A 22278-nucleotide genomic window follows, 5' to 3' on the forward strand; every position below is an offset into this window, starting at 1 on the left:
GTGCGGTCGGATTGGATTTGTCAGGAGGGACGATGGCACTGCCCTTGATGCCGAAAGCGACGGCCGTTTGGCTGGTCGAGAACACCGCCTTGACCTTCGAGCAGATTGCCGAGTTCTGCGGCATGCATTCGCTGGAGGTCCAGGCCATCGCCGACGGCGAGGTGGCGGTCGGGATGGTCGGCCTGGACCCGGTTGCCAACGGGCAGCTGACCAAGGAGGAGATCGAGCGCTGCGAGCGCAACCCCAACCTGCGCCTGAAGCTGCTGGTGCCCGACCTGCCGCTGCCGGCCACCCGGTCGAAGGGTCCGCGCTACACCCCGATCACCAAGCGCGGCGACAAGCCCGACGCCATCGCCTGGCTGGTCAAGCACCATCCGGAGCTGTCGGACGCGCAGACCTGCCGCCTGATCGGCACGACCAAGCCGACCATCGCCGCCGTGCGCGACAAGACCCACTGGAACGCGCCGAACATCAAGCCGCGCAACCCGGTCCTGCTCGGCCTGTGCACCCAGCGCGAGCTGGAAGAGGCGCTGGCGCTGGCCATCCGCCGCGGCGGCACCCCGCTGCCCCCGGAAGAGGCCGCGCGCGGCGAGTACGGCGAGGACGACGAGTCCTATTCCGAACAGGAAGAGGCGCACTGAGCCGCCGGCGCGCAGGCTCCCCTGATCGAAAGGGGGAGATGCGCGCTTGTTCTTCCGGCGCACCGCACCAGATCCCGGACATGACCATCCCTCCCCGTCTCGTCGTCGGAATCAGCGGTGCCTCGGGCGTCATCCTCGGCATCCGCCTGCTGACCACGCTGCGCCGTCTCGGCGTCGAATCGCACCTCGTGGTCAGCCGGTCGGCCGAGGTCACGCTGGCCCACGAGACCGGCATGAAGGTGGCGGAGCTGCGCGCCCTCGCCGACGTCTGCTATCCCGCCCAGGACATCGGGGCCGCGATCTCCAGCGGCAGCTTCCGCACCATGGGCATGGTGGTCGCCCCCTGCTCCATCCGCACCATGAGCGAGATCGCCACCGGCGTGACCTCCACCCTGCTGACGCGGGCGGCGGACGTGACGCTGAAGGAGCGGCGCCGGCTCGTCCTGATGGTGCGGGAAACCCCGCTGCATCTCGGTCACCTGCGGACCATGACGGCGCTGGCCGAGATGGGTGCCGTGATCGCCCCGCCGGTTCCCGCCTTCTATGCCAGGCCGCGGACCATCGACGATCTGGTCGACCATTCGGTCGGCCGGGTGCTCGACCTGTTCGGCATCGACACCGGCACGCTGAATCGCTGGGGCGAGCCCGACACCCCGGAGACCATCGAGATCTGATCATCGGGATCCGAGGATCCGGATAAGGCCTTCCGCAATGCGCGAAGCCGCTTGGCGGACCGGGCGGATGCCGCTATACCGCGTCGATGACGGGGCCGGCGTTGTGCCGGCCGGCATCACAGGGCGCAGGGCCGATGACGGACGCGAAGGATCAGAACGAGGCCATCCGCCAGCTTCTGGCCGGCATCAAGGGATTCCGGGCGCGCTACTACGAGCGGCGTCCGGACAGCATGCGGCAGCTCGTCACCGAGGGGCAGCATCCCGAGGTGCTGATGATCGGCTGCTCCGACAGCCGCGTCGACCCGGCCCTGTTGACCCAGGCGGAGCCCGGCGAACTGTTCGTGGTGCGCAACGTCGCCAACCTCGTCCCGCCCTACCAGCCCGACGGCAGCTACCACGGCACCTCCGCCGCCATCGAATATGCGGTGAAGGTCCTGAAGGTGTCGCACGTCATCGTCCTGGGCCACGCCCAGTGCGGCGGCATCCAGGGGCTGATCCGGCTGCGCACCGGGCAGGCGACCGACGACGACTTCGTCTCCCCCTGGGTGTCGATCGCCGGGCCGGCCTGCGACCCCTACATCGCCGGCACGAGCGAGGAGGCCAGCCAGGGCGACATCGACCGGCTGCAGCAGTTCCCCGACGTGGTGGAGCGGGCGGCGGTGCGGGCCTCCGTCGAGAATCTGATGACCTTCCCCTTCGTCCGCGAACGGGTCGAGGCCGGGACGCTCAGCCTGCACGGCTGGTGGTTCGACCTGGAAACCGGCGACCTGTGGTCGATCGACCCGCAGACCAAGATCTTCCTGCCGGTCGAGTGACCGGACGCGGTCAGGCGAGCGCCGCCAGCGCGTCGGCCATCCGGCGCGCCACGCTCGCCCAGTCGCCGACGGCCGGCTGGCGGAACAGCCGGGCGGTCGGGTACCAGGGGCTGTCCTCGCGGTCGAGCAGCCAGCGCCAGTCCGGCGAGAAGGGCAGCGCCACCCACAGCGGCACGCCGAGCGCCCCGGCGAGATGCGCCGGACCGGTGCAGGACGAAATCACCAGATCGAGGCCGGCCATGATGGCGGCGGTGTCGGCCCAGTCGGCGATCTCCGGCCCCAGGTCGGTGAAGCCCGGTGGAAGCGCCGCCCCGGCCAGATCCTCCCGTCCCGGCCCCATCTGCAGCCCGAAGAAGCGTATCCCCGGCACGCCGAGCAGCGGCCGCAGCCCCTCCAGCCGGGGCGAGCGCAGGCGGTCGCCGGGGAAACGCGGATTGCCGGCCCACACCAGACCGACCTTCGGCCTCCCCTCCCCAGCCGTTTCCGCCAGCGGGCGACGCGCGCCGGGTCGGGGCGCAGGTAGGGAACCGCCGCCGGCACGCCGTCGAGCGTGGTGCCGAAGGCGAGCGGCAGGCTCATCAGCGGGCATTCCAGGTCGAAGGACGGCAGCGGGTCACCGCGCCCGATCACCTGCGCGACCCCCTCCAGCCCACGCACCAGGGGGAGGAGCGGCGGCTGCACCTCCAGCACGACACGGGCGCCACGGGCGGCGACCAGCGGCACAAAGCGCAGGAACTGCAGGGTGTCGCCCAGCCCCTGCTCGGCATGGAGCAGGATGGTGCGGCCGGCGATCTCCTCCCCCCGCCAGGTCGGCTGCGGGAAGGGGCGCCAGGGCGGCTCCGCCCGGTCGTCGCGGCGGCGCCAGTCGAACTCCGGCCAGCCGCCGGCATAGTCGCCGGCCAGCAGGCGCGCGAATCCGCGGTTCCAGTGCAGGCCGGCATCCTGCGGACGGACCGCGAGCGCCCGGTCGAAGTCGGCCAGGGCGTCGCCCGGGCGGGCGAGGGAGATCAGGGCCGCGCCGCGCGCCGCCCACAGGTCCGGACCGGGACGCCGCACCTCCGCCTCGGCGAAGGCCGCCAGGGACTCGGCGGCGCGGCCCTGCTTGGCGAGCACGCTGCCCAGGCTCTCCCAGGCCTCCCCCAATCCCGGCTGCCGGGCGACGGCGGCGCGCAGTTCGGCCTCCGCCTCCGCCCAGCGCTGCTGCCGGGCCAGCGCCGCGCTCAGCGTCAGGCGGACCATCGGACGATCCCCTGCGGCGACGAGCGCCCGCCGGGCCAGCCGCTCGGCCCCGGCCCCGTCCAGCGCCGCGAGCAGGGCGTCCGCCCGGTTCACCAATGCGTCAGCATGGGCCGGCGCCAGGGCCAGGGCGAGCGCCGCCGACCTTGCGGCCTCCCCCGGCCGGCCCAGCGCCCGCAGGGCGGCGGCACGGCTGGCACGGGCATCGGCGAGCTGCGGGTCGCAGCACAGCGCCCGGCGGTAGGCCTGCTCCGCCGCGACCGCATCCCCCGTCGTCTGCAGCGCCCCCGCCAGGTTGGACAGCACCCCGGCCCCGTCCGGCCGCAGGCAGACGGCGCGGCGCAGCGGCGCCACCCCCTGCGGGGACCGGCCGGTCTGCGACAGCAGGACACCCAGGAGTAGCAGAGCATCGGCGCACAGCGGGTCGGCTTCGAGAATACGGCGATAAAGCTCTTCAGCCTCCGCCCAGCGGCCGGACTGGTGGTGGTCGAGTGCAATCAGAACGGCTTGTTCGACTGTGACCATGGGGCGTCCGCAGTGACAGTTGGCAAGAAGGTGACAATTGGTAGAAATTTGATGGTTGCGATCATTGATGCTGCAACGCACCTTGACGATGCCGCCCTTGGGCAAGCCAGAAGCGAGCACGGCTTTCATTGCAGGTCTGCTCAGGGCCGGCCGCAAGTTGCCAGGATCGAGCGGTCGAATTATGGTGCGCGACCAATAACCGGGAGAGGGTTGGATGTCGATGGGTCTGGACCGGAACGGCTTGCCGTGGCACGCCGTCGGGCGGGTGGCGGGCGGGTTCGCCGGTGCGGTGCTGTCGGCCGTCGTGGCGCTCTCCGGCGGGCAGGCGCTGGCATCCGAAGGCGCCAAGGCCGGCGGCAACGGCTGTCCCTGGGCGCAGGACGTGACGCTGGAAGTCAACGGCAAGGCCCTGACCATCACCCAGACCGTCTTCACCGCCAAGGGCGTCGAGCCGACGGTGATCGACGGCTACCAACTCTTTCCCGAGATCGACCAGCTCAAGCTCCGTATCGTCGGCCCGCGCGGGCGGGAGTGGGAAGCGGCGCTGACCCGGCTCGCCGGCGGCAAGCGCTGCAACGCCTTCTATGTCGGCAAGGCGGTCGCCGTCACCGACACCGAGCAGGACCCCAACATGCTGATCCTGAACCGCTGAAGCGCGGCGGTCAGCAATCTGCGGTCAGAGCGCGTCGATCACCGTATCCAGCGCCGGATCGCCACCCGGCACCGCCAGAAGCAGGTTGGCCGCTGCCGTCTCCCGCGTGCCGCCGGGTGCGGGCCGCAGGCCGCAGGCGGCGAACATCCGATCCTGCTGGATCCGCTCCGCCTCCAGCTCCGCGGCCTTGAGCCGCCGGTAGAGCGCGTCGTCCTCCTCCTTCAGGCGCCGGCGCACCGCACGCAGGGGCCGCACGACCTCCTCCCGCCATGTCCGGCCCCCGGCATCGACCGCGGCGAGCGCATCGGCGGTCAGCCGGACACTGCAGGCCATCCCCGCCCAGGCGGCGAAGAGCAGGACATTCACGTCCACGCCCCTGCGGTCCTGCAGCGACAGGCAGGCGGCCGGAACCCCCGGCCGTCCGTAGACGGCCAGGGAGAAGTCCCAGAAGGGATTGCCGGAACCGGCTGCCGGCCGGTCGTCCACCGGGAAGCCCCGCGCGCTCAATCGCCGAGGCTGATGCCGAGACCGCGGGCGGTCTTGACCAGGGCGCTGTCCAGCTCGACGCAGGAGTAGTGCGCGATGGCCTCGGTGATCGGGACGTCGATCACCCCGCGGTTGGACCAGGCGACCATACGGTCGAACTTGCCCTCCGCGATCAGGTCCACGGCGTGAACGCCGAAGGCCGAGGCGACGAGGCGGTCGCGGGCGCTCGGCGGGCTGCCGCGCTGGACGTGGCCCAGCACGGTGACGCGGGTCTCGGCCCCCGTCGCATCGGCGATCTTCTCGCCGATATAGTCGCCGATGCCGCCATAGCGCTTCTCGCCGCCCTGCAGCAGCTTCTTGACCCCGGTGCCTTCGGCGGTCTTCACCGCCTCCGACACCACGACCAGGGCGAAGTTGCGGCCGGACGCCCGCACCTGCTTTATCTTGTTGGCGATGCTGTCGATCGAGTAGGGCACTTCCGGGATCAGGATGACGTCGGCGCCGCCGGCGATGCCGGCTGCCAGCGCGATGTGCCCGGCGTCGCGGCCCATCACCTCCAGCACCATCACGCGCTGGTGGCTGGCCGCGGTGGGCTGCAGCCGGTCGAGCGCCTCGACCGCCACGCCGACCGCGGTGTCGAAGCCGACCGACACCTCGGTCATGCCGAGGTCGTTGTCGATGGTCTTGGGGATGCCGACCATCTTGAGCCCGCCCTTCTCGGCGAGCTTGTGCAGGATGGCGAAGCTGCCGTCGCCGCCGATGCCGATCAGCGCGTCGAGGCCCAGCTCGCGGTAGCCGCCGATGATCTCGTCGGAACGGTCCTTGGTGGTGCCGTCGCCCATGGGATAGGCGAAGGGGTCGCCCCGGTTGGTCGTGCCGAGGATCGTGCCGCCCTGGCGCATCATGTGCCCGTCCACGTTGGAGAGGTCGAGCGTCTGATACTGCACGGGGCGCTGCAGGAAGCCCTGCGTGCCTTCCTTGATGCCGAGGACCTGCCAGCCGTAGGTGCCGACCGCCCGGTGCACCACGGCCCGGATGACCGCGTTGAGGCCGGCACAGTCGCCGCCGCTGGTGAGGATGCCGATGCGCTTGCGAGCCGTCATGGAACCTGTCCTGTTTCACCTGCCCGTTGCACGGAGGTCCAGTGTTACCCGAACCGGCCGCTCCCGCAAACCATAACCTCTGGACGAGCCCGAGGTTTCGCGGTGCCGCTGCTGAGGAAATCTGCTATAGTCCGCGCCGCTTTGCCAGCCGGCACAACGGGCGCGATGCCACGAGCGCGATGAACGAACAAGAAATCTTGAAGGAAAAACTCGCCACGCTCCGCAGCGAGCACCGCGATCTGGACGATGTCATCGCCCGGCTGGCCGAACGCGCGCCCTATGACCAGCTCCAGATGCAGCGGCTGAAGAAGCGCAAGCTGATGCTGAAGGACCAGATCACCCTGCTGGAGAGCCGGCTGCTGCCCGACATCATCGCCTGACGCATCATCGCCTGACGCGATTGCCTGACGGGGCGCCCCGGCGCCTGATCGGGCTACCGGGCGGCCGGCGCGGCGCTGCCCTTCGTCTGCTCGTTGAAGAACTGGATCCCCATCTGGAAGCTGCGGGCGATCTGCTCCGCCTTGCCGACGAAGAAGGCGGCGCCGTCGGGCGGAAACACCTCGGCCGCCGTCTCGCGGAACAGCTCCAGCCAGCGGGCGAAATGCTCCGGCTCCAGCCCCATGCGGACATGGACCGGCATCGGCCGCCCCTCGTACCGCATGGTCAGCAGCGCGACCGAGGACCAGAAATCGACCATCTTGGACAAATGCGGTTCCCAGTCGGTGATGGCGCGGCCGAAGATCGGGCCGAGCACGGGATCGCCCTGGATCTTGCCGTAGAAGGTGCGCACCATCCGGTCGATGGTCGCCTCGGTGACGCCGGCGGCGGCCATGCGCTCCTCCGCCATGGCGGTTCGGATGTCGGCGCGGCTGGTCTCGCTCATGGTCTTTCACCCGGGAAAACGCTGTGGGATGGGGTCTAGGTAACCTTCCCGGCGCCGCGGTTAAAGGTCTCTTGGCGTCGCATGCGCGGTCCCGCTGGACAGAATCGCCGGTTTTCCTATAAACCGCCGCTTTCAGGACAGACAGGAAAGCAGATCGCCGTGTCCGCCGCTTCCCCGACCTCCTCGCCGGCCGCTCCGCTGGTCGGCATCATCATGGGCAGCCAGTCCGACTGGACCACCATGAAACATGCGGCCGACACGCTGGCCGCTCTCGGCGTGCCGCACGAGGTGCGCATCGTCTCCGCCCACCGCACGCCGCACCGGCTGGTCGAGTACGCGACCAGCGCCAAGGCGCGCGGCCTGAAGGTGGTCATCGCCGGGGCCGGCGGCGCCGCCCACCTGCCGGGCATGGCCGCCTCGATGACGCCGCTGCCGGTGTTCGGCGTGCCGGTGGAAAGCCATGCGCTGAAGGGCATGGACAGCCTGCTGTCCATCGTGCAGATGCCGGGCGGCGTCCCGGTCGGCACGCTGGCGATCGGCAAGGCGGGCGCCATCAACGCCGCCCTGCTGGCCGGGTCGGTCATCGCCCTGATGGACCCGGCGGTGGCCGAGGCGCTGGACGCCTGGCGCGCCCGCCAGACCGCGGCGGTGGCCGAGGCCCCGGTGGACGAGCCGGCCTGACCATGCTCGCTCCCGGCGCCACCATCGGAATGCTCGGTGCCGGCCAGCTCGGCCGGATGACCGCGCTCGCCGCCGCCCGCCTCGGCTACAAGGTCCACGTCTACGCCCCGGACGCCGCCGACAGCCCCTGTGCCCAGGTCTGCGCCGCCATGACCATCGGCGACTGGACCGACCTGGACGCGCTGGAGCGCTTCGCCCGCTCGGTCGACGTGGTGACGCTGGAGTGGGAGAACGTCCCGGTCGAGACGGTCGCCCACCTGCGCCGCTTCGTGCCCGTCCATCCCGGCGGCAACGTGCTGTCGGTGGCGCAGGACCGCGTCGCCGAGAAGCGCTTCGTCAACGGGCTGGGCATCGCCACCGCTCCCTGGCGCGAGGCGCACAGCGCGGCGGACGTCGCGGCGGCGCGCGACGCGGTGGGTCCCCGCTGCATCCTGAAATCCACCCGTCTCGGCTATGACGGCAAGGGACAGGCGCGGCTCGACGCCGACACGGACCCGGCCGCCGCCTGGGAGTCGATTCGCGCGCCGGCCGGCATCGTCGAGGGCTTCGTCACCTTCACCTGCGAGGTGTCGGTCATCGTCGCCCGGCGGGCCGACGGGGCGATGACGGCCTATCCGGCGGTGGAGAACCGGCACAAGGACGGCATCCTCGACATCACCCTGGCCCCCGCCCGCATATCGGCCGGAACCGCGGCGGAGGCCGACGGCATCGCCCGGCGCATCGCCGAGGCGCTGGACCTGGTCGGGGTGCTGGCGGTCGAGATGTTCGTCACCCCGGACGGCCATGTGCTGGTCAACGAGATGGCGCCGCGGCCGCACAATTCCGGCCACTGGACGATGGACGCCTGCCACTGCTGCCAGTTCGAGCAGCTCGTCCGCGCGGTCTGCGGCCTGCCGCTGGGCTCGGTCGAGCGGGTGGCGGATGCGGAGATGACGAACCTGATCGGCGACGACGTGCTGCGCTGGCCCGAGCTGCTGGCGGAGCCCGGCGCCCGGCTGCACCTCTACGGCAAGGCCTCGGCACGGCCGGGCCGCAAGATGGGGCATGTCACGCGGTTGACGCCGCGGCGCTGACGCTCATCCGAAAGCCCGTGCCAGTCGAAAAGGCCCCGCCCCAAGCATTGGCGCGGGGCCTTTTCTTTGGTCCTTCCGGACCGGTTCTGCGGAGTCGCGAGGCGGCTTCGTTGGTGCGACGCAAAAATACAAACGTGTTCAAACAGTTTCCGGCTGCGATAAAACAGCGCGGACCTTGTTCCATCACTTACAAATCGCTGAAAATTCTCTGCAATCACCTATGGCGAAGGTCAGCGGAGATTCTTGCTGCTTTCGTCAGGACGCGAAGCAAGCTACCCTGAGATTCAAAATGTGCCAATTAGGTAAATTTTATTCCAATCTTTTCATCGGGGCGTGATGACGCTGGTGCAGGACATGGTCCCGCGGACCCCCATGCCACAGCCGACGGGGCTGCGTCGGCCGCAATCGAGCCGGGACCGGGACCGGTTCGTCGGCTTCGCCTTCGCGGCGGCGGATCTGCTGATCGAAACCGACATGAAGGGGACCATCCTGTTCTGCGCCGGCGCCCGCTGCCGGCTGACGCAGGGCGACGTCGGCGGGCTGGTCGGATCGAACCTGCTGGAGGTGGTGGCGCCGAGCGACCGCAAATACGTCCACGTCCTGTTCAAGCGCATCCAGGAGAAGGCCCGCATCAAGCCGGCGCGCGTGCTGTTCCAGGGCTATGACGGGCAGAGGTTCCCGGCCCTGCTGGGCGGCTGCCGGCTCGATTCCTGCCCCGGCTCGCTGTTCCTCACCGTGCTGCTCGTCTCCGGCCCGCGGGCGACCGCCGCCTCGCCGACGGCGGAGGGCGAACTGCTGGACATGCACGGCTTCACCGGCATCCTCGAGGAACGGATCGTCGCCGCCCGCGAGAAGGGGCTGGACCACGGGCTGACGCTGCTGCTGATCGAGGGGCTGCAGTCGATGGTGGAGGCCCTGCCGGAAGGCGCGGCCGAGGAGGTCAAGCAGGGGATCGACGCCTATCTGCGGGGCATCTCGGCGGACGGCGACAGCGCCGGCCAGCTTTCCAGCGACCGCTACGGCATCGTCCATGCCGCCGACATCGACGGGCGCGAGGTGCAGGGGCACATCGCCCAGATCATCGAGGCGGCCGGCGGCGCGCTGCCCGGCGGCATCCGGAGCTGGACGGTCGACGTCGCCGACGCGACGCTGGACCCGGCGGACGCCGCCCGCGCGCTGGTCTACACGGTGCAGGCCTTCGCCTCGTCCCAGGGCGGGGAGTTCACCATCGCCAGCCTGGAGGACGGCGCCAACCGCATGATGTCCGACGCGGTGGAGCGCATCGGCCGGCTGCGCGCGACCATCGAGAAGAAGGACTTCGTCGTCGTCTACCAGCCCATCGTCGATCTGGAGACCCAGGCCGTCCACCATCTGGAGGCGCTGACCCGGGTGGACGGCATGCCCTCGCCCGCCGACTTCATCACCTTCGCCGAGGATGTCGGGCTGATCTACGACTTCGACCTGCTGCTGACCCAGTGCGTGCTCGATACGCTGAACGCCTACCGGCTGGAGCCCAAGCTGCCGGACGTGGCGATCAACCTGTCGGCCAAGACGCTGATGAGCCCGATCTTCCTGCGGCAGTTCCAGTCGGTGGTCGAGCCCTATGGCGATCTGGCGCGCAAGCTGCTGATCGAGGTGACGGAGACGGTGGTCGTCACCGACATCGCCAAGCTGAACGACGTGCTGCAGAAGCTGCGGGAGAGCGGATTCCGCGTCTGCCTGGACGATGTCGGGTCGGGCGCCACGTCCTTCCAGTCGCTCTACGGGCTGCAGGTGGACTATGCCAAGATCGACGGGAAGTTCGTCCGCGGCGCGGTGGAGAACCCGCGCGACATGGCGATGCTGCGGTCGATGGTGGATGTCTGCCGCCAGCTCGGCCTGACGCTGATCGGGGAGCAGGTGGAGGAGCCGCAGCACGCCCGCCTGCTGAACGACCTGGAGGTCGGGCTGGCCCAGGGCTTCCTGTTCAGCCGCCCGTCGCGCGACTTCGCCTATTTCGCCAAGGACTGGTCGAAGGTGCGGGCCGGCGGCAAGGTGGTGTGGAAGACCCCCTGAGCCGCAGCCCGCAGCCGGCCGGATCACGCCATCCGGCTGGCGGTCTCCAGACGGTAGCGCGCAAGGTCGAGAAGCTCGCGGTTGCGCAGGAGGGAGTCCTGGTCCAGCGGGCCGTCGTGCAGGCGCAGGCGGCTCAGCAGATCCTCCGCCTCATCCAGGGTGGCCATGATCGCCAGGGCGGTATCGGCGTCCATCGTCGTCGGGTCCTGTCCGGTCGGTCCGCCGCCGCAGTCGTCGTTGCGGCGCAGCATGCACGGCACTACAGCACCGCCCGCGCGACGACGGTAGTGGAAATATCGTCGCAGCTCTCGCGTAATTAGAAGTTCTTATACGAATGTCCGTCTTTGGCGGCCTGATCCTCCAGAAGATCCATCTGTTCGCGAATGATCCGTTCCGTCGCCGAGAAGGCCTGGCGCCGGGCCAGCACGACGACGACGACGGTGCTCGCCAGCAGGAACGGGATCGGGCCGATCACCCAGGCCAGGGCCGCCAGCGCGAAGTAGTAGGCGCGCATGCCGCCGTTCAGCGCCGTCACCGCCAGCGTCAGGGCGTCGGCCATGTTCTCCACCATCCTGCGGTGGACCGCCTGCGGCAGCGGCCGCACCGGCGCGGCGCCGATCAGGGCGCAGCAGTAATTGTACTGGCGAAGCGCCCAGGTGAACTTGAAGAAGCCGAAGGTGAAGATGACGATCAGCAGCAGCATCTTCGCCTCGAACAGGTCGCGCGAGGTCTGGACGGTGAAGGTCAGGCTGGTGATCAGTTCGTGCGTCCGGTCGATGCCGCCGAAGGAGCCGACCAGCCCCGCCAGGATCAGCATGTTGGTGGAGGCGAAGAAGGTGCAGCTGTGCATCGTGTGGCCGAAGAGCTGCGAGTCCATGATGCGGTTGTCGCGCTCCATCATCCGCTCCATCCAATGGCGGCGGATGACCTTGAGGTGCTGGTTGACCAGCTTGCCGCCGGCCAGCAGATGATCCTGCGTCAGCGTGAACCCCACCCAGCTCGCGAGGAACCAGCCGAGCGCGATCAGGTCGAGCAGGGTCATGTCGGGCGGCAAGGGCGGCTCTTTCGGTCGGGACCAGGACGAGGCCTTGCGTGTACGCCGTGCTGCGGCGCGCTGTCCAGAGGCCGCGCTCAGCCCTGCCGGAGGAAAAGGTACCAGTAGAGCGCCGTCTCGCCGCCGCCGGGCCGCGGCGGGCCGTAGAGGTGGCGGTCGAAGCCGCCGAGGACGAAGCCATAGCGCTGGTAGAACCGGCAGGCCGGCACGTTGTTCGACTGGGTCTCCAGGCGCAGGCCCGGCAGTCCCTGTTCCCGCGCCCAGCGCACCGCCTCATCCATCAGCAGACGGCCGGCGCCCTGCCCCCTCAGGGACCGGTCGACCGCCAGATCCTCGATCAATCCATAGCCGTTCCAGGCGACCGAGGCGAGCAGGTAGCCGCCGAACCGCCCGTCCCGCCGCAGGACGGCCAGCAGCCCTCCGTCCGTGACGCCGCCGGTGATCTCCTCGGGATCGAAGCCATAGGATTTGCGGTAGGGAGGGATCGCCGCGACCGGGCCCAGCCCGGGGCCGTCGAAGGGCGGGCGGGCCTCGCAGGTCACCGCGAAGGAGAAGTCGCAGCCCGCGACCTCCTCCCCGGCCGGCAGGCTGTCGGCGCGTTCGACGGTCAGCATCGCCCGGACATCCTCCTCAGCGCTTCCCCTGCACGGCGTTGAGGACGTGGACGCGGATGGCGCTCGACAGATTGCCGGTGCGGGTCTGGTCGATCTCCTCGATCAGGGCGTTGACCGACAGGCCGCGCGCCTGCGCGACCCCCTTCAGCGCCTCCCAGAACTCCTCTTCCAGGGAGACGCTGGTGGGGTGGCCGGCGATCAGGACGGAACGCTTCTTCATGGCGGGGAACCGGGTGCGGGCAGGGACGGGCTGGTCCGCTCCACCCTAGCACGGAAGCCCGTCACCGTCCGATCATGGCTTCGGGACGGACCCACTGGTCGAACTGCTCCGCGGTCAGCAGGCCGAGCGCCACGCCGGCCTCCTTCAGCGTGGTGCCGTCCCTGTGGGCCTTCTTGGCGATCTTCGCCGCGTTGTCGTAGCCGATGTGCGGGTTCAGCGCGGTGACCAGCATCAGGCTCTCGCTCAGGAGCTGGCCGATGCGCTCACGGTTCGGCTCGATGCCGGCGACGCAGTTGTCGGTGAAGCTGACGGCCGCGTCGGCCAGCAGGCGGATCGACTGCAGGACGTTGAAGGCGATCACCGGCTTGAAGACGTTCAGCTCGAAATGGCCGGTGGCGCCGGCGACGGTGACGGTGGTGTGGTTGCCCATCACCTGGGCGCAGACCATGGTCATCGCCTCCGACTGGGTCGGGTTGACCTTGCCGGGCATGATGGAGGAACCGGGCTCGTTCTCCGGCAGCGCGATCTCGCCGATGCCGCAGCGCGGGCCGGAGCCGAGAAGCCGCAGGTCGTTGGCGATCTTCATCAGCGACACCGCCAGCGTGTTGAGATGTCCGTGAGCGTCCACCAGGGAATCGTGGGTCGCCAGCGCCTCGAACTTGTTCTCCGCCGTGACGAAGGGAAGGCCGGTGAAGGCGGCCACCTCCTCCGCGAAGGCCCCGGCGAAGCCGGGCCGGGCGTTGAGGCCGGTGCCGACCGCGGTGCCGCCCTGGGCCAGCCGGTAGAGCTGCGGCAGGGCGCCGCGGGTCCGCTCGATGCCATAGGCGATCTGCGCGGCGTATCCGGAGAACTCCTGCCCCAGCGTCAGCGGCGTGGCGTCCTGCAGGTGGGTGCGGCCGATCTTCACGATGTCGGCGAAGTCCCGCGCCTTGGCGTCGAGCGCCGCGTGCAGATGCTTCAGCGCCGGGATCAGCGCCTGCTCGATCTGCTCGGCGGCGGCGATGTGCATGGCTGTGGGGAAGCTGTCGTTGGACGACTGCCCCATGTTCACATGGTCGTTGGGATGGACCGGCGTCTTGGACCCCAGCGTGCCGCCCAGCAGCTCGATCGCGCGGTTGGCGATCACCTCGTTGGCGTTCATGTTGGTCTGGGTGCCGGAACCGGTCTGCCAGACCACCAGCGGGAAATGGTCGGACAGGCGTCCGTCGATCACCTCCTCCGCGGCGGAGACGATGGCATCGCCGAGGGTTCCGTCGAGCGCCCCGAGCCGCATGTTCGCCCGCGCCGCCGCCCGCTTCTGGATGCCGAGCGCGCGGACCAGCGGCCCCGGCATCCGCTCGCCGCCGATGCGGAAATTCCTCAGCGAGCGCTGGGTCTGCGCCCCCCAATAGCGGTCGGCGGGAACCTCGATGGGGCCGAAGCTGTCGGTCTCGGTACGCATCCCGGACATGGGGTCCTCGTGCTGGTTGTTCCGTTGCTGGTTCAGCCACATCTCTTCTCGCGGATGCCGCTCGGCAAGGGGCCTAGGCCGGAAGTGGGCCGGCAGGACAGGGTTACCGGCCGTGCATGAGGCGCCCTCCGCCAGGACGTCTCGAACAGGACATCCCGAATTTGTTCTTGTTGCGTTCCATGTTTTCCCTTACGCTTCGTTCCAGACCCGCCTCTGGCAGATCATCCCGGCACTCATCACCGCGAATGGAGGGTGGCATGCAGGACTTCGCCATGGATCACGTCCGCTCGTTCATTGCCCGTCCGCGGGTTGCGGAGATGCAGGCGCGCGGCTGGCGGATCGTCGGCCCCGGCGAGGAGGGCTCGCTTCTGATGGAAGGCCCGCAGCCCGGCGGACGGCCCGAACCGGTGGGTCTCTTCGTCGGCGACCTGTTCGACGAGATGATCGCCCGCGCCCTGGCCCGGGCCGATGCGGCGGATGCCATGACTGCCGCGCCGCATGAGGCGCGTCCCCATCGCCGGGCGGCGTAGCCCTACCCCTTCCGGGCGGCGAACCGGCTCTTCTGCCGGAGGGTTCCTCTCCACCCAATGCCCTGCGGGCAGCGGTGCAACAGTGCCGCTGCCCTTTGTGTTTTCAAGGGCATGGGTGGAGACACCGTCCATCTGCATCAACGTTTCGTAGCGACCCTCACCCGGCGTCCTGCCAAGCACTACCCCCTATTCGGGCGGAAAGCATTACCACCAAAGAGTATAACTGCCACTATTGCCGGCCCGCGAAGTACCTCTCAAGAAGCGACACCACCAAAACCTCTGTTAGCGAGTCATTAACCGCACGCATGCCCAAATAGACGCATCAGGATCGTCAGGGGCGCTCGCCCAGAACAAGGAATGTCCACAATGATCGCCGTCACGAAGTCCGAGAAGATCATCGCCTCTTCCCTGGAGCACATGACCTTGATCGATGAGTTCATCCGGCTGACGCAGGAGCGGATGGGCACGCAGGACGACGCGTTCGTGCGCGACAGCCTGGCGGATCTGCTGTCCAACCTGCGCGACGAGCGGTCCGGCTACGCCGAGCTCCTGGGGGCCGTGGCCTTCAACCGCGCGTGACGCGGGGGCAAGCGCATCGCGCGACCCGTCACCCGGCGGCCGGCTCGTCGGCATCGGACTCCGCCAGGGCACGGATGGCGTCGCCGGTCAGGCGATAGCTCATCCACTCCTCCATGTGACGGAAACCGAGGCGGCCGTAGAAGTCGCGGGCCGGGTTCCAGTCCAGCACGCTGAGATCGACCCGGCGGCATCCGCGCTCCACCGCCCGGCGGGCGACCGCGGCGAGCAGCTTCCGCCCGACCCCGTAGCGCCGCGCGTCTGGCGTGACGTAGAGATCCTCGACGAACAGGCCCGACCGCCCCTCCCAGGTGGAGAAGTTGCGGAAGGTCAGGGCGAATCCGACGGGCACGCCGTCCAGTTCCGCGATCAGCGCCTCGAAGACCGGGGTCTCGCCCCACCCCTCGCGCCGGAAATCCTCCTCCGTCGCCTTCACGGCCTGGGGCTCGCGCTCGAACTCCGCAAGCTCGCGGACGAAGCGCAGGATCGTCGCGCAGTCCGCCTCGACGGCAGGGCGGATGGTCACTGTCGGCATGGCGCTCCTCCTCTTCTGGCAGGCTCTTCTGGCAGGCCCGGCATCCGGTGTCCTCCGGCGGGGGCCGGCGGACGATAGCGATCCCCCCGCGGAGCGGCAACAGCGGGTGGTCCCCCGACCAGCCGCACACTTTGCTTTGGCCGCGCTTTCCCCTATGGTCGCGATCGCGGAATTCGGCACATCGGAGATTTTCGCATGCTGCGGTGGACCCGCATCCTGATGGCGGCGCTGTTCGCCACGCTTCTATTCGCTCATGGGGAGGCCAAGGCCTTGGATCCTGAAAACACCCTCTACCTCGACCTCAAGGACGGCCGCGTGGTGATCGAGATGCGCCCCGACCTTGCGCCCAACCACGTCGCCCGCATCAAGGAGCTGACCCGCAAGGGCTTCTACGACGGCGTCGTCTTCCACCGCGTGATCGACGGCTTCATGGCCCAGACCGGCGACCCGACCGGCACCGGCAGCGGCGGCTCGGGCATGCCGAAGCTGAAGGCGGAGTTCAACTCGGCCCCGCACATCCGCGGCACCGTGTCGATGGCCCGCACCATGGACCCGAACAGCGCCGACAGCCAGTTCTTCATCTGCTTCGGCCCGACCCCGCACCTCGACCGCCAGTACACGGTCTGGGGCCGCGTCGTGGAGGGCATGGATCTCGTCGACAAGATCAAGAAGGGCGCCCCGGGCAGCGGCGCCGTGAAGGATCCGGACAAGATCATCAAGATGCAGGTCGCCGCCGACGCCAAGTGAGCGTCGCCGGCGCGCAGTCGACCGAGAGGGGCCGGCGACCGTCCGGCCCCTTTTGTATTTCCCGGCCGCGGAAGTGCCGGATCAGCCGCCGAGCGCGCCGGTCATGGCGCGCAGCAGGTCGCGCATCGACTGCGGCCGGTCCTGCCAGCGCATGGCGAGGCCGGAGAGGATCACCTTCTCGAAGGCCGGCGTAATGCCGGCGCACAGCTCGCCCGGCCGGGGGACCCGGTCGTTCATGAAACGGGTGGTGGCATCGGGCGGCGTCTTGCCGGTCAATGACAGATAGGCGGTGGCGCACAGCGCATAGACGTCGGACCAGGGACCCTGCCTGCCCTCCTGGGAATACTGCTCCGGCGGCGCGAAGCCGGGCTTCAGGATCACGGTCAGCCCCGGCCCCTCCATCGCCTGCCGGGCGGCGCCGAAGTCCAGCAGCTTCTTTTCGCCCGTATTGGTGACGAAGATGTTGTCCGGGCTGATGTCGCGGTGGATGAAGCCCTGCTCGTGGACGGCCTGCAGGGCCTTCATGATCGGCGTGAGGATGGCCAGCGTTCGCCGGACGTCGAGCCTGCCGCCCTGCTCCGCGATGACCTTCTTCATGGTGCGGCCGTCCAGCAGCTCCATCACCAGATAGGCGGTGCCGTTCTCCTCGAAGAAATCCTGGACGCCGACGATCTCCTTGATGTCGCGCAGCCGGGCGAGCATGCGCGCCTCGTCGAGGAACTTGGTCAACCCGGCCTTGAAGCTGCGGGCGTGCTCGTCCGAGAAGGGGATGACGGCGCTGCCGCCGGGGGTGCGGGCGATCAGGTTGGCCGGATAGAACTCCTTCACCGCGACCTTGACCTGCAGCCGCTCGTCCCAGCCGAGATAGGTCGCGCCGAATCCGCCCTGCCCCAGCACCCGGCCGGTCCTGTAGCGCCCCTGCAGGATGGAGCCCGGCGTCAGGTGGATGCCCGCACGGTTGTCGGACTGGAGCGGATAGCCGCAAGCGCGGCACGGCTCCTGCCCCACGCGCGCGGCGAAGCAGCAGGGGCACAGCGCGCCGCCGGCCACCGGCCTGGAAGGCGCCGGCGGCAGCGAGGGCGGGGACGCCGCCGCCGGGCGGCCCCGCGCAGCGGCCGGCGGCACGGCCGGCGGAGCGGTGACGGTGGCGATGCCGTCCCGTCCGGCAGGCAGCAAGGCCGGCTGCATGGTGGGCTGAAGGGGGGCGGACGGCTGCGGTGCGGCGGCCGGCGTCTGGCGCAGCTTGTCCAGGAGTTCGAAGAGGCGGCGCACCTCCGCCTGCGCCGTCTCGCCACCGGAGGACGCCGACAGCTCCGCCTGGAACTGCGGCTGGCGCACGATCTCCATGATGTGCTGCCGCATCATCGGCAGCGCCCCCTCCTCCCGCACCAGCCCGGAACAGGCGAGTTCGGCAAGGCGGATGGTGCGGCGGCGCAGCGACGTCTCGATCTGGCGCAGCCGGGCGACCAGCAGGCCGCGCCGGGCATACTCGTCGACGATGAAGGCGAGCCGCCCGGCCAGCCGGGCCCTCAGCTCCGGCGGCAGGACGGAGCTGCGCACCGCCTCCACCGCAGCGGCCAGGGACCGCTCGACCAGCGCCACGTCCGGCGTCTGGAGCACCATGTTCTCCACCAGCAGCTCGTTGCCGAGCGCCGCGTCCAGCGCATCGGCGATCTCGCCGAGATGGCGCTCGGCGGCGGGCGATGCAGCGACCGTCACGAGATAATGGATGCGGCAGATCAGGTCCGCCTGCCCCTCCGCGATGCCGATCAGGGAGCGGCGATAGGCGCTGGCGCCGCCCTGCTCCAGCCGGCGGGAATAACGGACGGTCAGGGCGTCGGCCATCGGCGGGCCGCCGACCAGCCCGGCGGGGGTCAGCAGGTGGCCGGTCAGGGTGCGCAGATACTCCGCCTCCTGGTCGAAGGCGCCGCGGCCGAGCGGCTGGGGAGCGCGGAGCTGCCGGCGGATGCGGTCGAGCACCATGGCACGGGCCTGCGGCAGGCGGTCCTGGCGGAACAGGGCGTTCAGCACGCCGAGCCTGCTGGGGCCGTTCGCCTCCATCGCCACCCGGCCGAACAGAAGCTCGCACAGCGACACCAGCACGCCGCCCATCAGCAGGTTGGTCCCCAGCAGCTCCTGCGATGCGGCGGGCATGGCGAGCAGGTCGCCGATGGCGCCGTCCACCGCATCGGCAAGCCCCGGATCGCGGTCCCATTGCTGGAGTTCCAGCAGCCGGTCGAGCTTGCCGGTCCAGCTCCTGATCTCGGCGAGCTGGAGGCTGAGCGCCACCCGCAGGTCGTAGGCGCGGTCGCCGGTCGGCGACCTGCCGGGAGGGGCCGCCAGCACCGCGTCCAGCCCGCCGCGGCCGGCGAAGGCCACCTGGGCGGCGCGGGCCTTCACCCAGGTCTCGTCGATCGCGGCCTGCAAGGCGAGACGGCGGGTGCGCTGGTCCTGGCCGGGCTGCCGGGCCTGGACCGTCGCCACCTTCTGCGCGGCATTCTCCACGAGCTGCCCCTGCTCCATCAGCGTCTTCAGCAGCTTGGCGTGGTGGATCGCCTCGGTCGGCGTGATCAGCAGCGACTCGAGATACTGGCGCAGCACGATGCCCAGCACCATGCGCCCCCGCGGCCCGTGGAACTCGGCAAGCGTGCCGCACGGCTCCGCCTCGTCGATCATGCCGACGCTGACGGAGACCGGAGCAACCGGGCGGAGGGGCAAGGGCCTGGACACGCTGACCTTATGCTGACGGGAACGGCAGGCTATACTCACCGCCGGTTGCGGGGCACCCGGCGGTCACCACGCAGTGTCGCCCGGCGAGGGTAAAGGCGCGGTATATGATTGGAACAATTTTCGTCAATTTCCTACATCCTGGGGCAAGCGAAAGGTCGCAGGGCCAACTGCTTCCCTTCCCCCGCCCAACTGTGAGATACCGCAATGCAGCAACCGCGGAGCGGAAAGGCCGTGATGGATCGACAGGTTGAGCAGCGCGCCGACGACCTCGCAACCCTGCGGCACGGCGCCATCGCCTGCCTGCTGGCCCCGGACTGCGGCGGGTCGATCGCCCGCCTGACGGTGGAGGGGCCTCGCGGCCCGATCGACCTGCTGCGCCCCGCCAGCCCGGCGGCGCTCGCCGGGACCTTCGCGCCGGACATGGGCTGCTTTCCGCTGGTTCCCTTCTCCAACCGCATCGGCGGCGGGCGCTTCACCTTCCGCCAGCGGCGGGTCAGGCTGGAGACCGATCCCGGCTCGCCCCACCGGATCCACGGCCATGGCTGGCAGAATCCCTGGATGGTGGAGGGGCTGGACGGCCGCTCCGCCCGGCTGACCTACCGGCACGGGGCCGACGACTGGCCCTGGCGCTATGCCGCCGCCCAGGACATCTCGGTCGAGCGCGACGGCCTGACGGTGTCGATGGAGCTGGTGAACCTGTCGGACGAGCCGATGCCGGCCGGGATCGGGCTGCATCCCTATTTCCCGAAACCGCCGGGAACGGTGCTGACCGCCAATGTGGCGACCGTCTGGCGCAACGACGACACGCTGCTTCCCCTGGCGCGCGAGGCGGTGCCGGAGGCCTGGGACTTCCCCCGCGGCGTGCGGATGGACGAGGTGGTCCTGGACAACGGCTTCACCGGCTGGGACGGGGTGGCGACGCTGGATCTGCCGGCGCTCGGCCACCGGCTGACGATCGCCGCCGACGGGCCGTTCGGCCACCTGATCGTCTATGCGCCGCGCGGCGAGTCCTATCTGTGCGTCGAGCCGGTCAGCCACATGACCGACGCGGTCAACCGCACCGAGGAGCCGGACGCCGGTCTGCGCGTCCTGGAACCGGGAGAGCGGCTGGCCGGTACGGTCCGGCTGCGCGTCTGCCCGCTCTGACGGCCTGTCCGATGCGTCACCGGCAGCGGACGTAGACCGCGCCCAGGGTGGTCGGCTGCTCCAGGCGCAGCAGAAGCCGGTCGACGCGCGGCGCCTCCGCCGCTTCGAGCGCGAGCGTCCCCCTGGCGCCGCCGTCCGACTCCAGCGGGACCGGCTGGGCGCCCTCGGCCGGCAGCGTCGCCGACAGGGTGGCGGGCAGCCTCGCCTCGACGGGAAGTCCGGGAATGCGCGGATCGACGATGCTCACCGTCATCTCGCGCGACACCTCCAGGTAGGCGGTGCGGCAGTCGTCGATGGGCGAGCGGGTCTGCGGATCGGCCTTGGCCCAGCGACCGACGAAGGCGGCGGCGGTCACCGGCCGGGTCAGCGCCGCCGGGCGGGCCGGCAGCGGCGCCAGCGGACGGGCCGACGCCTCGCCGATGGTCACCGGCAGGTCGGAGACCGGAGCGAGCCGCGCCTTGCGCTGCGCCTCGAGCGCGGCGGTGCGGTCGGCGAGCGAGCGCGCCAGGCAGTCGGCCCGCCCCTTCGCCTTCTTCGCGTCCTCCAGGTCGGCCGCGGTGACCGGGCAGGCGGCGTCGCGGCGCTGCCGCCACAGCGTCTGGGCGGCGGCCAGCGCCTCCCGCCCGGCGGCATCCGTCGTCTCGCCCAACGCGGCGGCGGCGGCCTCCAGGCGCTTGAGGGCATCGGTCAGGCCGGGCTCGCGGCAGATGAGCTGGTCGGCCGGCGTCGCGGCGCCGGAGCAGTCGGGAACCGGCGGAACCGCGGTCTCGGCAGCCGGAACGGAGCCGGCCAGCAGGCAGAGGCCCATCGCAACGAAGGCAGCGCGCATATCGGAAAAACCCTTCAGGCCGGAAACGCTTCCAGCACGCTCTTGATCTGGCGCTGGAAATCCTGGTCGCTGCGATAGCGCGTCAGGACCGACTTGTCACGCTGAACGAAGAAGACCATGTCGTCGCGCGTCGGCAGGGAGCGCGGCGATGGCTTCTCCAGCAACTCGCCGTTCCAGTCCACCCGTGCCATGAAGTAGACCGCGCGGGAGAAGTACATGAACAACTTGTTGTCCGACGCCAGTTTCTCCCGGCGCAGAAGCGCGTAGTAGTAATAGTTCCGGCCATGGAAATAGTGGTTGAAGATCGCCTGCAGGGCGGCGAAGCGCTCGTCGGGGCTGGTGATCTTCTTGAGCTGCTTTTCCATGCGATAGCCGTTGACGAAATACTCCCGCGCCTCGTGCTCGAAGGAGAAGGCGCTGCCCTTCATCATGGCCATCTGCTCGCCATAGCGCTTCAGGATGCGGCTCAGCAGCAGTTCCAGGAACCGGCGCTCCGGCCCCAGCGTGTCCGGAATGCGCGGCAGCATCTCGAAGACATGGCGCAGGTGGTAGGGGTGGCGCACCATGACGATCGGCACCGACAGGCCGCGCTTCGCCGGCGCCCTGCGCTCCGCCAGCAGGGTCACCGCCGGAGAGACGGAGGCCATGGTCGCCTGGATGGTGTCGTACAGCTTCCAGCGCAGCGAGGTCTCGGCGGATCTCGCCCCGATGTTGAAGCGCGCCAGCACGCGCTTGAGGCGGCTGCGCCAGTTCTCCTTCGGCAGCTTGTGGGTCGGCAGGTTGGGCACGACCAGCGGATTGCCCAGCACGTCGGCCGGCGGCGGCAGCGGCTTGAAGTTGAAGTACTTCCCCGTGACCACGCCGCGCTGGCCGCCCATCGGCGCACGATCCTGCGCCGAATCACCGCTCATCGAGGAAGCCGCCAGCGCCACCATCGCCCAGCCGTCACCCTGTCCCGCCGCCATACGCCGATGCCCGTCCGCCGCCTTCGGCAGGCGGGCGGCGAGGCCGTTAACCGTTATA

The 22278-nt window shown here is 69.9% G+C and carries 26 protein-coding genes; 12 read left to right on the top strand and 14 right to left on the bottom strand.

All coding sequences use genetic code 11. From position 1 onward, the window contains the following. The first annotated feature begins 32 nt into the window (after positions 1-32). From DEW08_RS13480 to DEW08_RS13490, 3 genes are all read left to right on the top strand, one after another. Entirely contained in the window at positions 33-641 is a 609-nt protein-coding gene (locus DEW08_RS13480) for a DUF1013 domain-containing protein (RefSeq protein WP_109327891.1), read from the top strand. A gap of 80 nt (positions 642-721) precedes the next feature. Beyond that, positions 722-1315, top strand: a complete 594-nt coding sequence (locus DEW08_RS13485; protein WP_109327894.1) for a UbiX family flavin prenyltransferase — start codon at positions 722-724, stop codon at positions 1313-1315. Positions 1316-1449: 134 nt separating this feature from the next. Beyond that, the gene (locus DEW08_RS13490) at positions 1450-2130 is read left to right on the top strand and encodes a carbonic anhydrase (RefSeq protein ID WP_109327896.1); all 681 of its coding nucleotides are present in this window, start codon (positions 1450-1452) and stop codon (positions 2128-2130) included. 10 nt (positions 2131-2140) lie between these two features. Here DEW08_RS13490 and DEW08_RS32350 read toward each other — a convergent pair whose 3' ends face one another. After that, positions 2141-2371: a hypothetical protein gene (locus tag DEW08_RS32350; RefSeq protein ID WP_245986225.1), complete on the bottom strand. Its 231-nt coding sequence runs from the start codon at positions 2369-2371 to the stop codon at positions 2141-2143. Continuing rightward, positions 2350-3891 (bottom strand): tetratricopeptide repeat protein, encoded by a 1542-nt coding sequence (locus DEW08_RS13495; protein ID WP_245986226.1) that lies wholly within the window; start codon positions 3889-3891, stop codon positions 2350-2352. The genes DEW08_RS32350 and DEW08_RS13495 overlap by 22 nt, the downstream gene beginning before the upstream one ends. Positions 3892-4105: 214 nt before the next feature. Between DEW08_RS13495 and DEW08_RS13500 the strand changes: the two genes are divergently transcribed. Continuing rightward, positions 4106-4543 (top strand): hypothetical protein, encoded by a 438-nt coding sequence (locus DEW08_RS13500; protein WP_245986228.1) that lies wholly within the window; start codon positions 4106-4108, stop codon positions 4541-4543. Between the two features lie 24 nt (positions 4544-4567). Here the strand turns inward: DEW08_RS13500 and DEW08_RS13505 are convergent, their stop codons facing one another. Further along, entirely contained in the window at positions 4568-5029 is a 462-nt protein-coding gene (locus DEW08_RS13505; protein ID WP_109329837.1) for a TIGR02444 family protein, read from the bottom strand. Positions 5030-5046: 17 nt separating this feature from the next. Next, on the bottom strand, positions 5047-6132 hold the full coding sequence (locus tag DEW08_RS13510) for an ATP-dependent 6-phosphofructokinase (RefSeq protein WP_109327899.1): 1086 nt from the start codon (positions 6130-6132) through the stop codon (positions 5047-5049). Positions 6133-6311: 179 nt separating this feature from the next. On the opposite strand from DEW08_RS13510, the gene DEW08_RS13515 reads away from it, so the two are divergent. Further along, complete coding sequence (locus DEW08_RS13515; RefSeq protein ID WP_109327901.1) at positions 6312-6512, top strand: YdcH family protein; 201 nt, start codon at positions 6312-6314, stop codon at positions 6510-6512. Between the two features lie 53 nt (positions 6513-6565). Here DEW08_RS13515 and DEW08_RS13520 read toward each other — a convergent pair whose 3' ends face one another. After that, positions 6566-7015, bottom strand: a complete 450-nt coding sequence (locus DEW08_RS13520; protein ID WP_245986229.1) for a group III truncated hemoglobin — start codon at positions 7013-7015, stop codon at positions 6566-6568. Between the two features lie 213 nt (positions 7016-7228). Here DEW08_RS13520 and purE point away from each other — a divergent pair, with 213 nt between their 5' ends. The 3 genes from purE to DEW08_RS13535 all read left to right on the top strand — a co-directional run bounded on the left by purE (position 7229) and on the right by DEW08_RS13535 (position 10824). After that, positions 7229-7696, top strand: a complete 468-nt coding sequence (gene purE / locus DEW08_RS13525) for a 5-(carboxyamino)imidazole ribonucleotide mutase (protein WP_109329841.1) — start codon at positions 7229-7231, stop codon at positions 7694-7696. A gap of 2 nt (positions 7697-7698) precedes the next feature. Further along, positions 7699-8769 (top strand): 5-(carboxyamino)imidazole ribonucleotide synthase, encoded by a 1071-nt coding sequence (locus tag DEW08_RS13530; protein WP_109327903.1) that lies wholly within the window; start codon positions 7699-7701, stop codon positions 8767-8769. A gap of 372 nt (positions 8770-9141) precedes the next feature. Next, the gene (locus DEW08_RS13535; protein ID WP_109329843.1) at positions 9142-10824 is read left to right on the top strand and encodes an EAL domain-containing protein; all 1683 of its coding nucleotides are present in this window, start codon (positions 9142-9144) and stop codon (positions 10822-10824) included. 23 nt (positions 10825-10847) lie between these two features. On the opposite strand, the gene DEW08_RS13540 is transcribed toward DEW08_RS13535, so the two are convergent. The 5 genes from DEW08_RS13540 to fumC form a co-directional block, all read right to left on the bottom strand. Then, positions 10848-11075, bottom strand: a complete 228-nt coding sequence (locus DEW08_RS13540) for a hypothetical protein (protein WP_109327905.1) — start codon at positions 11073-11075, stop codon at positions 10848-10850. 65 nt (positions 11076-11140) lie between these two features. Beyond that, positions 11141-11878 carry a DUF599 domain-containing protein gene (locus DEW08_RS13545; RefSeq protein ID WP_109327907.1) on the bottom strand — a complete coding sequence of 246 codons (738 nt, stop codon included), beginning with the start codon at positions 11876-11878 and terminating at the stop codon, positions 11141-11143. Between the two features lie 77 nt (positions 11879-11955). After that, a complete protein-coding gene (locus tag DEW08_RS13550; protein ID WP_109327909.1) occupies positions 11956-12492 on the bottom strand; it encodes a GNAT family N-acetyltransferase in 537 nt (178 codons plus the stop codon). Positions 12493-12508: 16 nt separating this feature from the next. Beyond that, positions 12509-12712 (bottom strand): ribbon-helix-helix domain-containing protein, encoded by a 204-nt coding sequence (locus DEW08_RS13555; protein ID WP_109327911.1) that lies wholly within the window; start codon positions 12710-12712, stop codon positions 12509-12511. A 61-nt stretch (positions 12713-12773) separates the two neighbouring features. Continuing rightward, entirely contained in the window at positions 12774-14162 is a 1389-nt protein-coding gene (gene fumC / locus DEW08_RS13560) for a class II fumarate hydratase (protein ID WP_109329845.1), read from the bottom strand. A 257-nt stretch (positions 14163-14419) separates the two neighbouring features. On the opposite strand from fumC, the gene DEW08_RS13565 reads away from it, so the two are divergent. Both DEW08_RS13565 and DEW08_RS13570 read left to right on the top strand, forming a co-directional pair. Beyond that, positions 14420-14692 carry a hypothetical protein gene (locus tag DEW08_RS13565; RefSeq protein ID WP_109327913.1) on the top strand — a complete coding sequence of 91 codons (273 nt, stop codon included), beginning with the start codon at positions 14420-14422 and terminating at the stop codon, positions 14690-14692. Between the two features lie 366 nt (positions 14693-15058). Further along, on the top strand, positions 15059-15271 hold the full coding sequence (locus DEW08_RS13570; protein ID WP_109327915.1) for a hypothetical protein: 213 nt from the start codon (positions 15059-15061) through the stop codon (positions 15269-15271). 28 nt (positions 15272-15299) lie between these two features. Here DEW08_RS13570 and DEW08_RS13575 read toward each other — a convergent pair whose 3' ends face one another. Then, complete coding sequence (locus tag DEW08_RS13575) at positions 15300-15803, bottom strand: GNAT family N-acetyltransferase (protein ID WP_109327917.1); 504 nt, start codon at positions 15801-15803, stop codon at positions 15300-15302. A gap of 195 nt (positions 15804-15998) precedes the next feature. Here DEW08_RS13575 and DEW08_RS13580 point away from each other — a divergent pair, with 195 nt between their 5' ends. After that, positions 15999-16550, top strand: a complete 552-nt coding sequence (locus tag DEW08_RS13580) for a peptidylprolyl isomerase (protein ID WP_109327919.1) — start codon at positions 15999-16001, stop codon at positions 16548-16550. An 81-nt stretch (positions 16551-16631) separates the two neighbouring features. Here the strand turns inward: DEW08_RS13580 and DEW08_RS13585 are convergent, their stop codons facing one another. Next, positions 16632-19280, bottom strand: a complete 2649-nt coding sequence (locus DEW08_RS13585) for a serine/threonine-protein kinase (RefSeq protein ID WP_245986231.1) — start codon at positions 19278-19280, stop codon at positions 16632-16634. A 234-nt stretch (positions 19281-19514) separates the two neighbouring features. On the opposite strand from DEW08_RS13585, the gene DEW08_RS13590 reads away from it, so the two are divergent. After that, a complete protein-coding gene (locus DEW08_RS13590; RefSeq protein WP_109327921.1) occupies positions 19515-20426 on the top strand; it encodes an aldose 1-epimerase in 912 nt (303 codons plus the stop codon). Between the two features lie 16 nt (positions 20427-20442). On the opposite strand, the gene DEW08_RS13595 is transcribed toward DEW08_RS13590, so the two are convergent. Continuing rightward, positions 20443-21255, bottom strand: coding sequence for a lysozyme inhibitor LprI family protein (locus tag DEW08_RS13595; RefSeq protein ID WP_109327923.1), 813 nt, complete (start codon positions 21253-21255; stop codon positions 20443-20445). A 14-nt stretch (positions 21256-21269) separates the two neighbouring features. Further along, the gene (locus DEW08_RS13600) at positions 21270-22220 is read right to left on the bottom strand and encodes a hypothetical protein (RefSeq protein ID WP_245986233.1); all 951 of its coding nucleotides are present in this window, start codon (positions 22218-22220) and stop codon (positions 21270-21272) included. Positions 22221-22278 lie beyond the last annotated feature (58 nt).

This window comes from Azospirillum thermophilum (genome assembly GCF_003130795.1).
In the GTDB taxonomy this organism is placed as follows: Bacteria; Pseudomonadota; Alphaproteobacteria; order Azospirillales; family Azospirillaceae; genus Azospirillum; species Azospirillum thermophilum.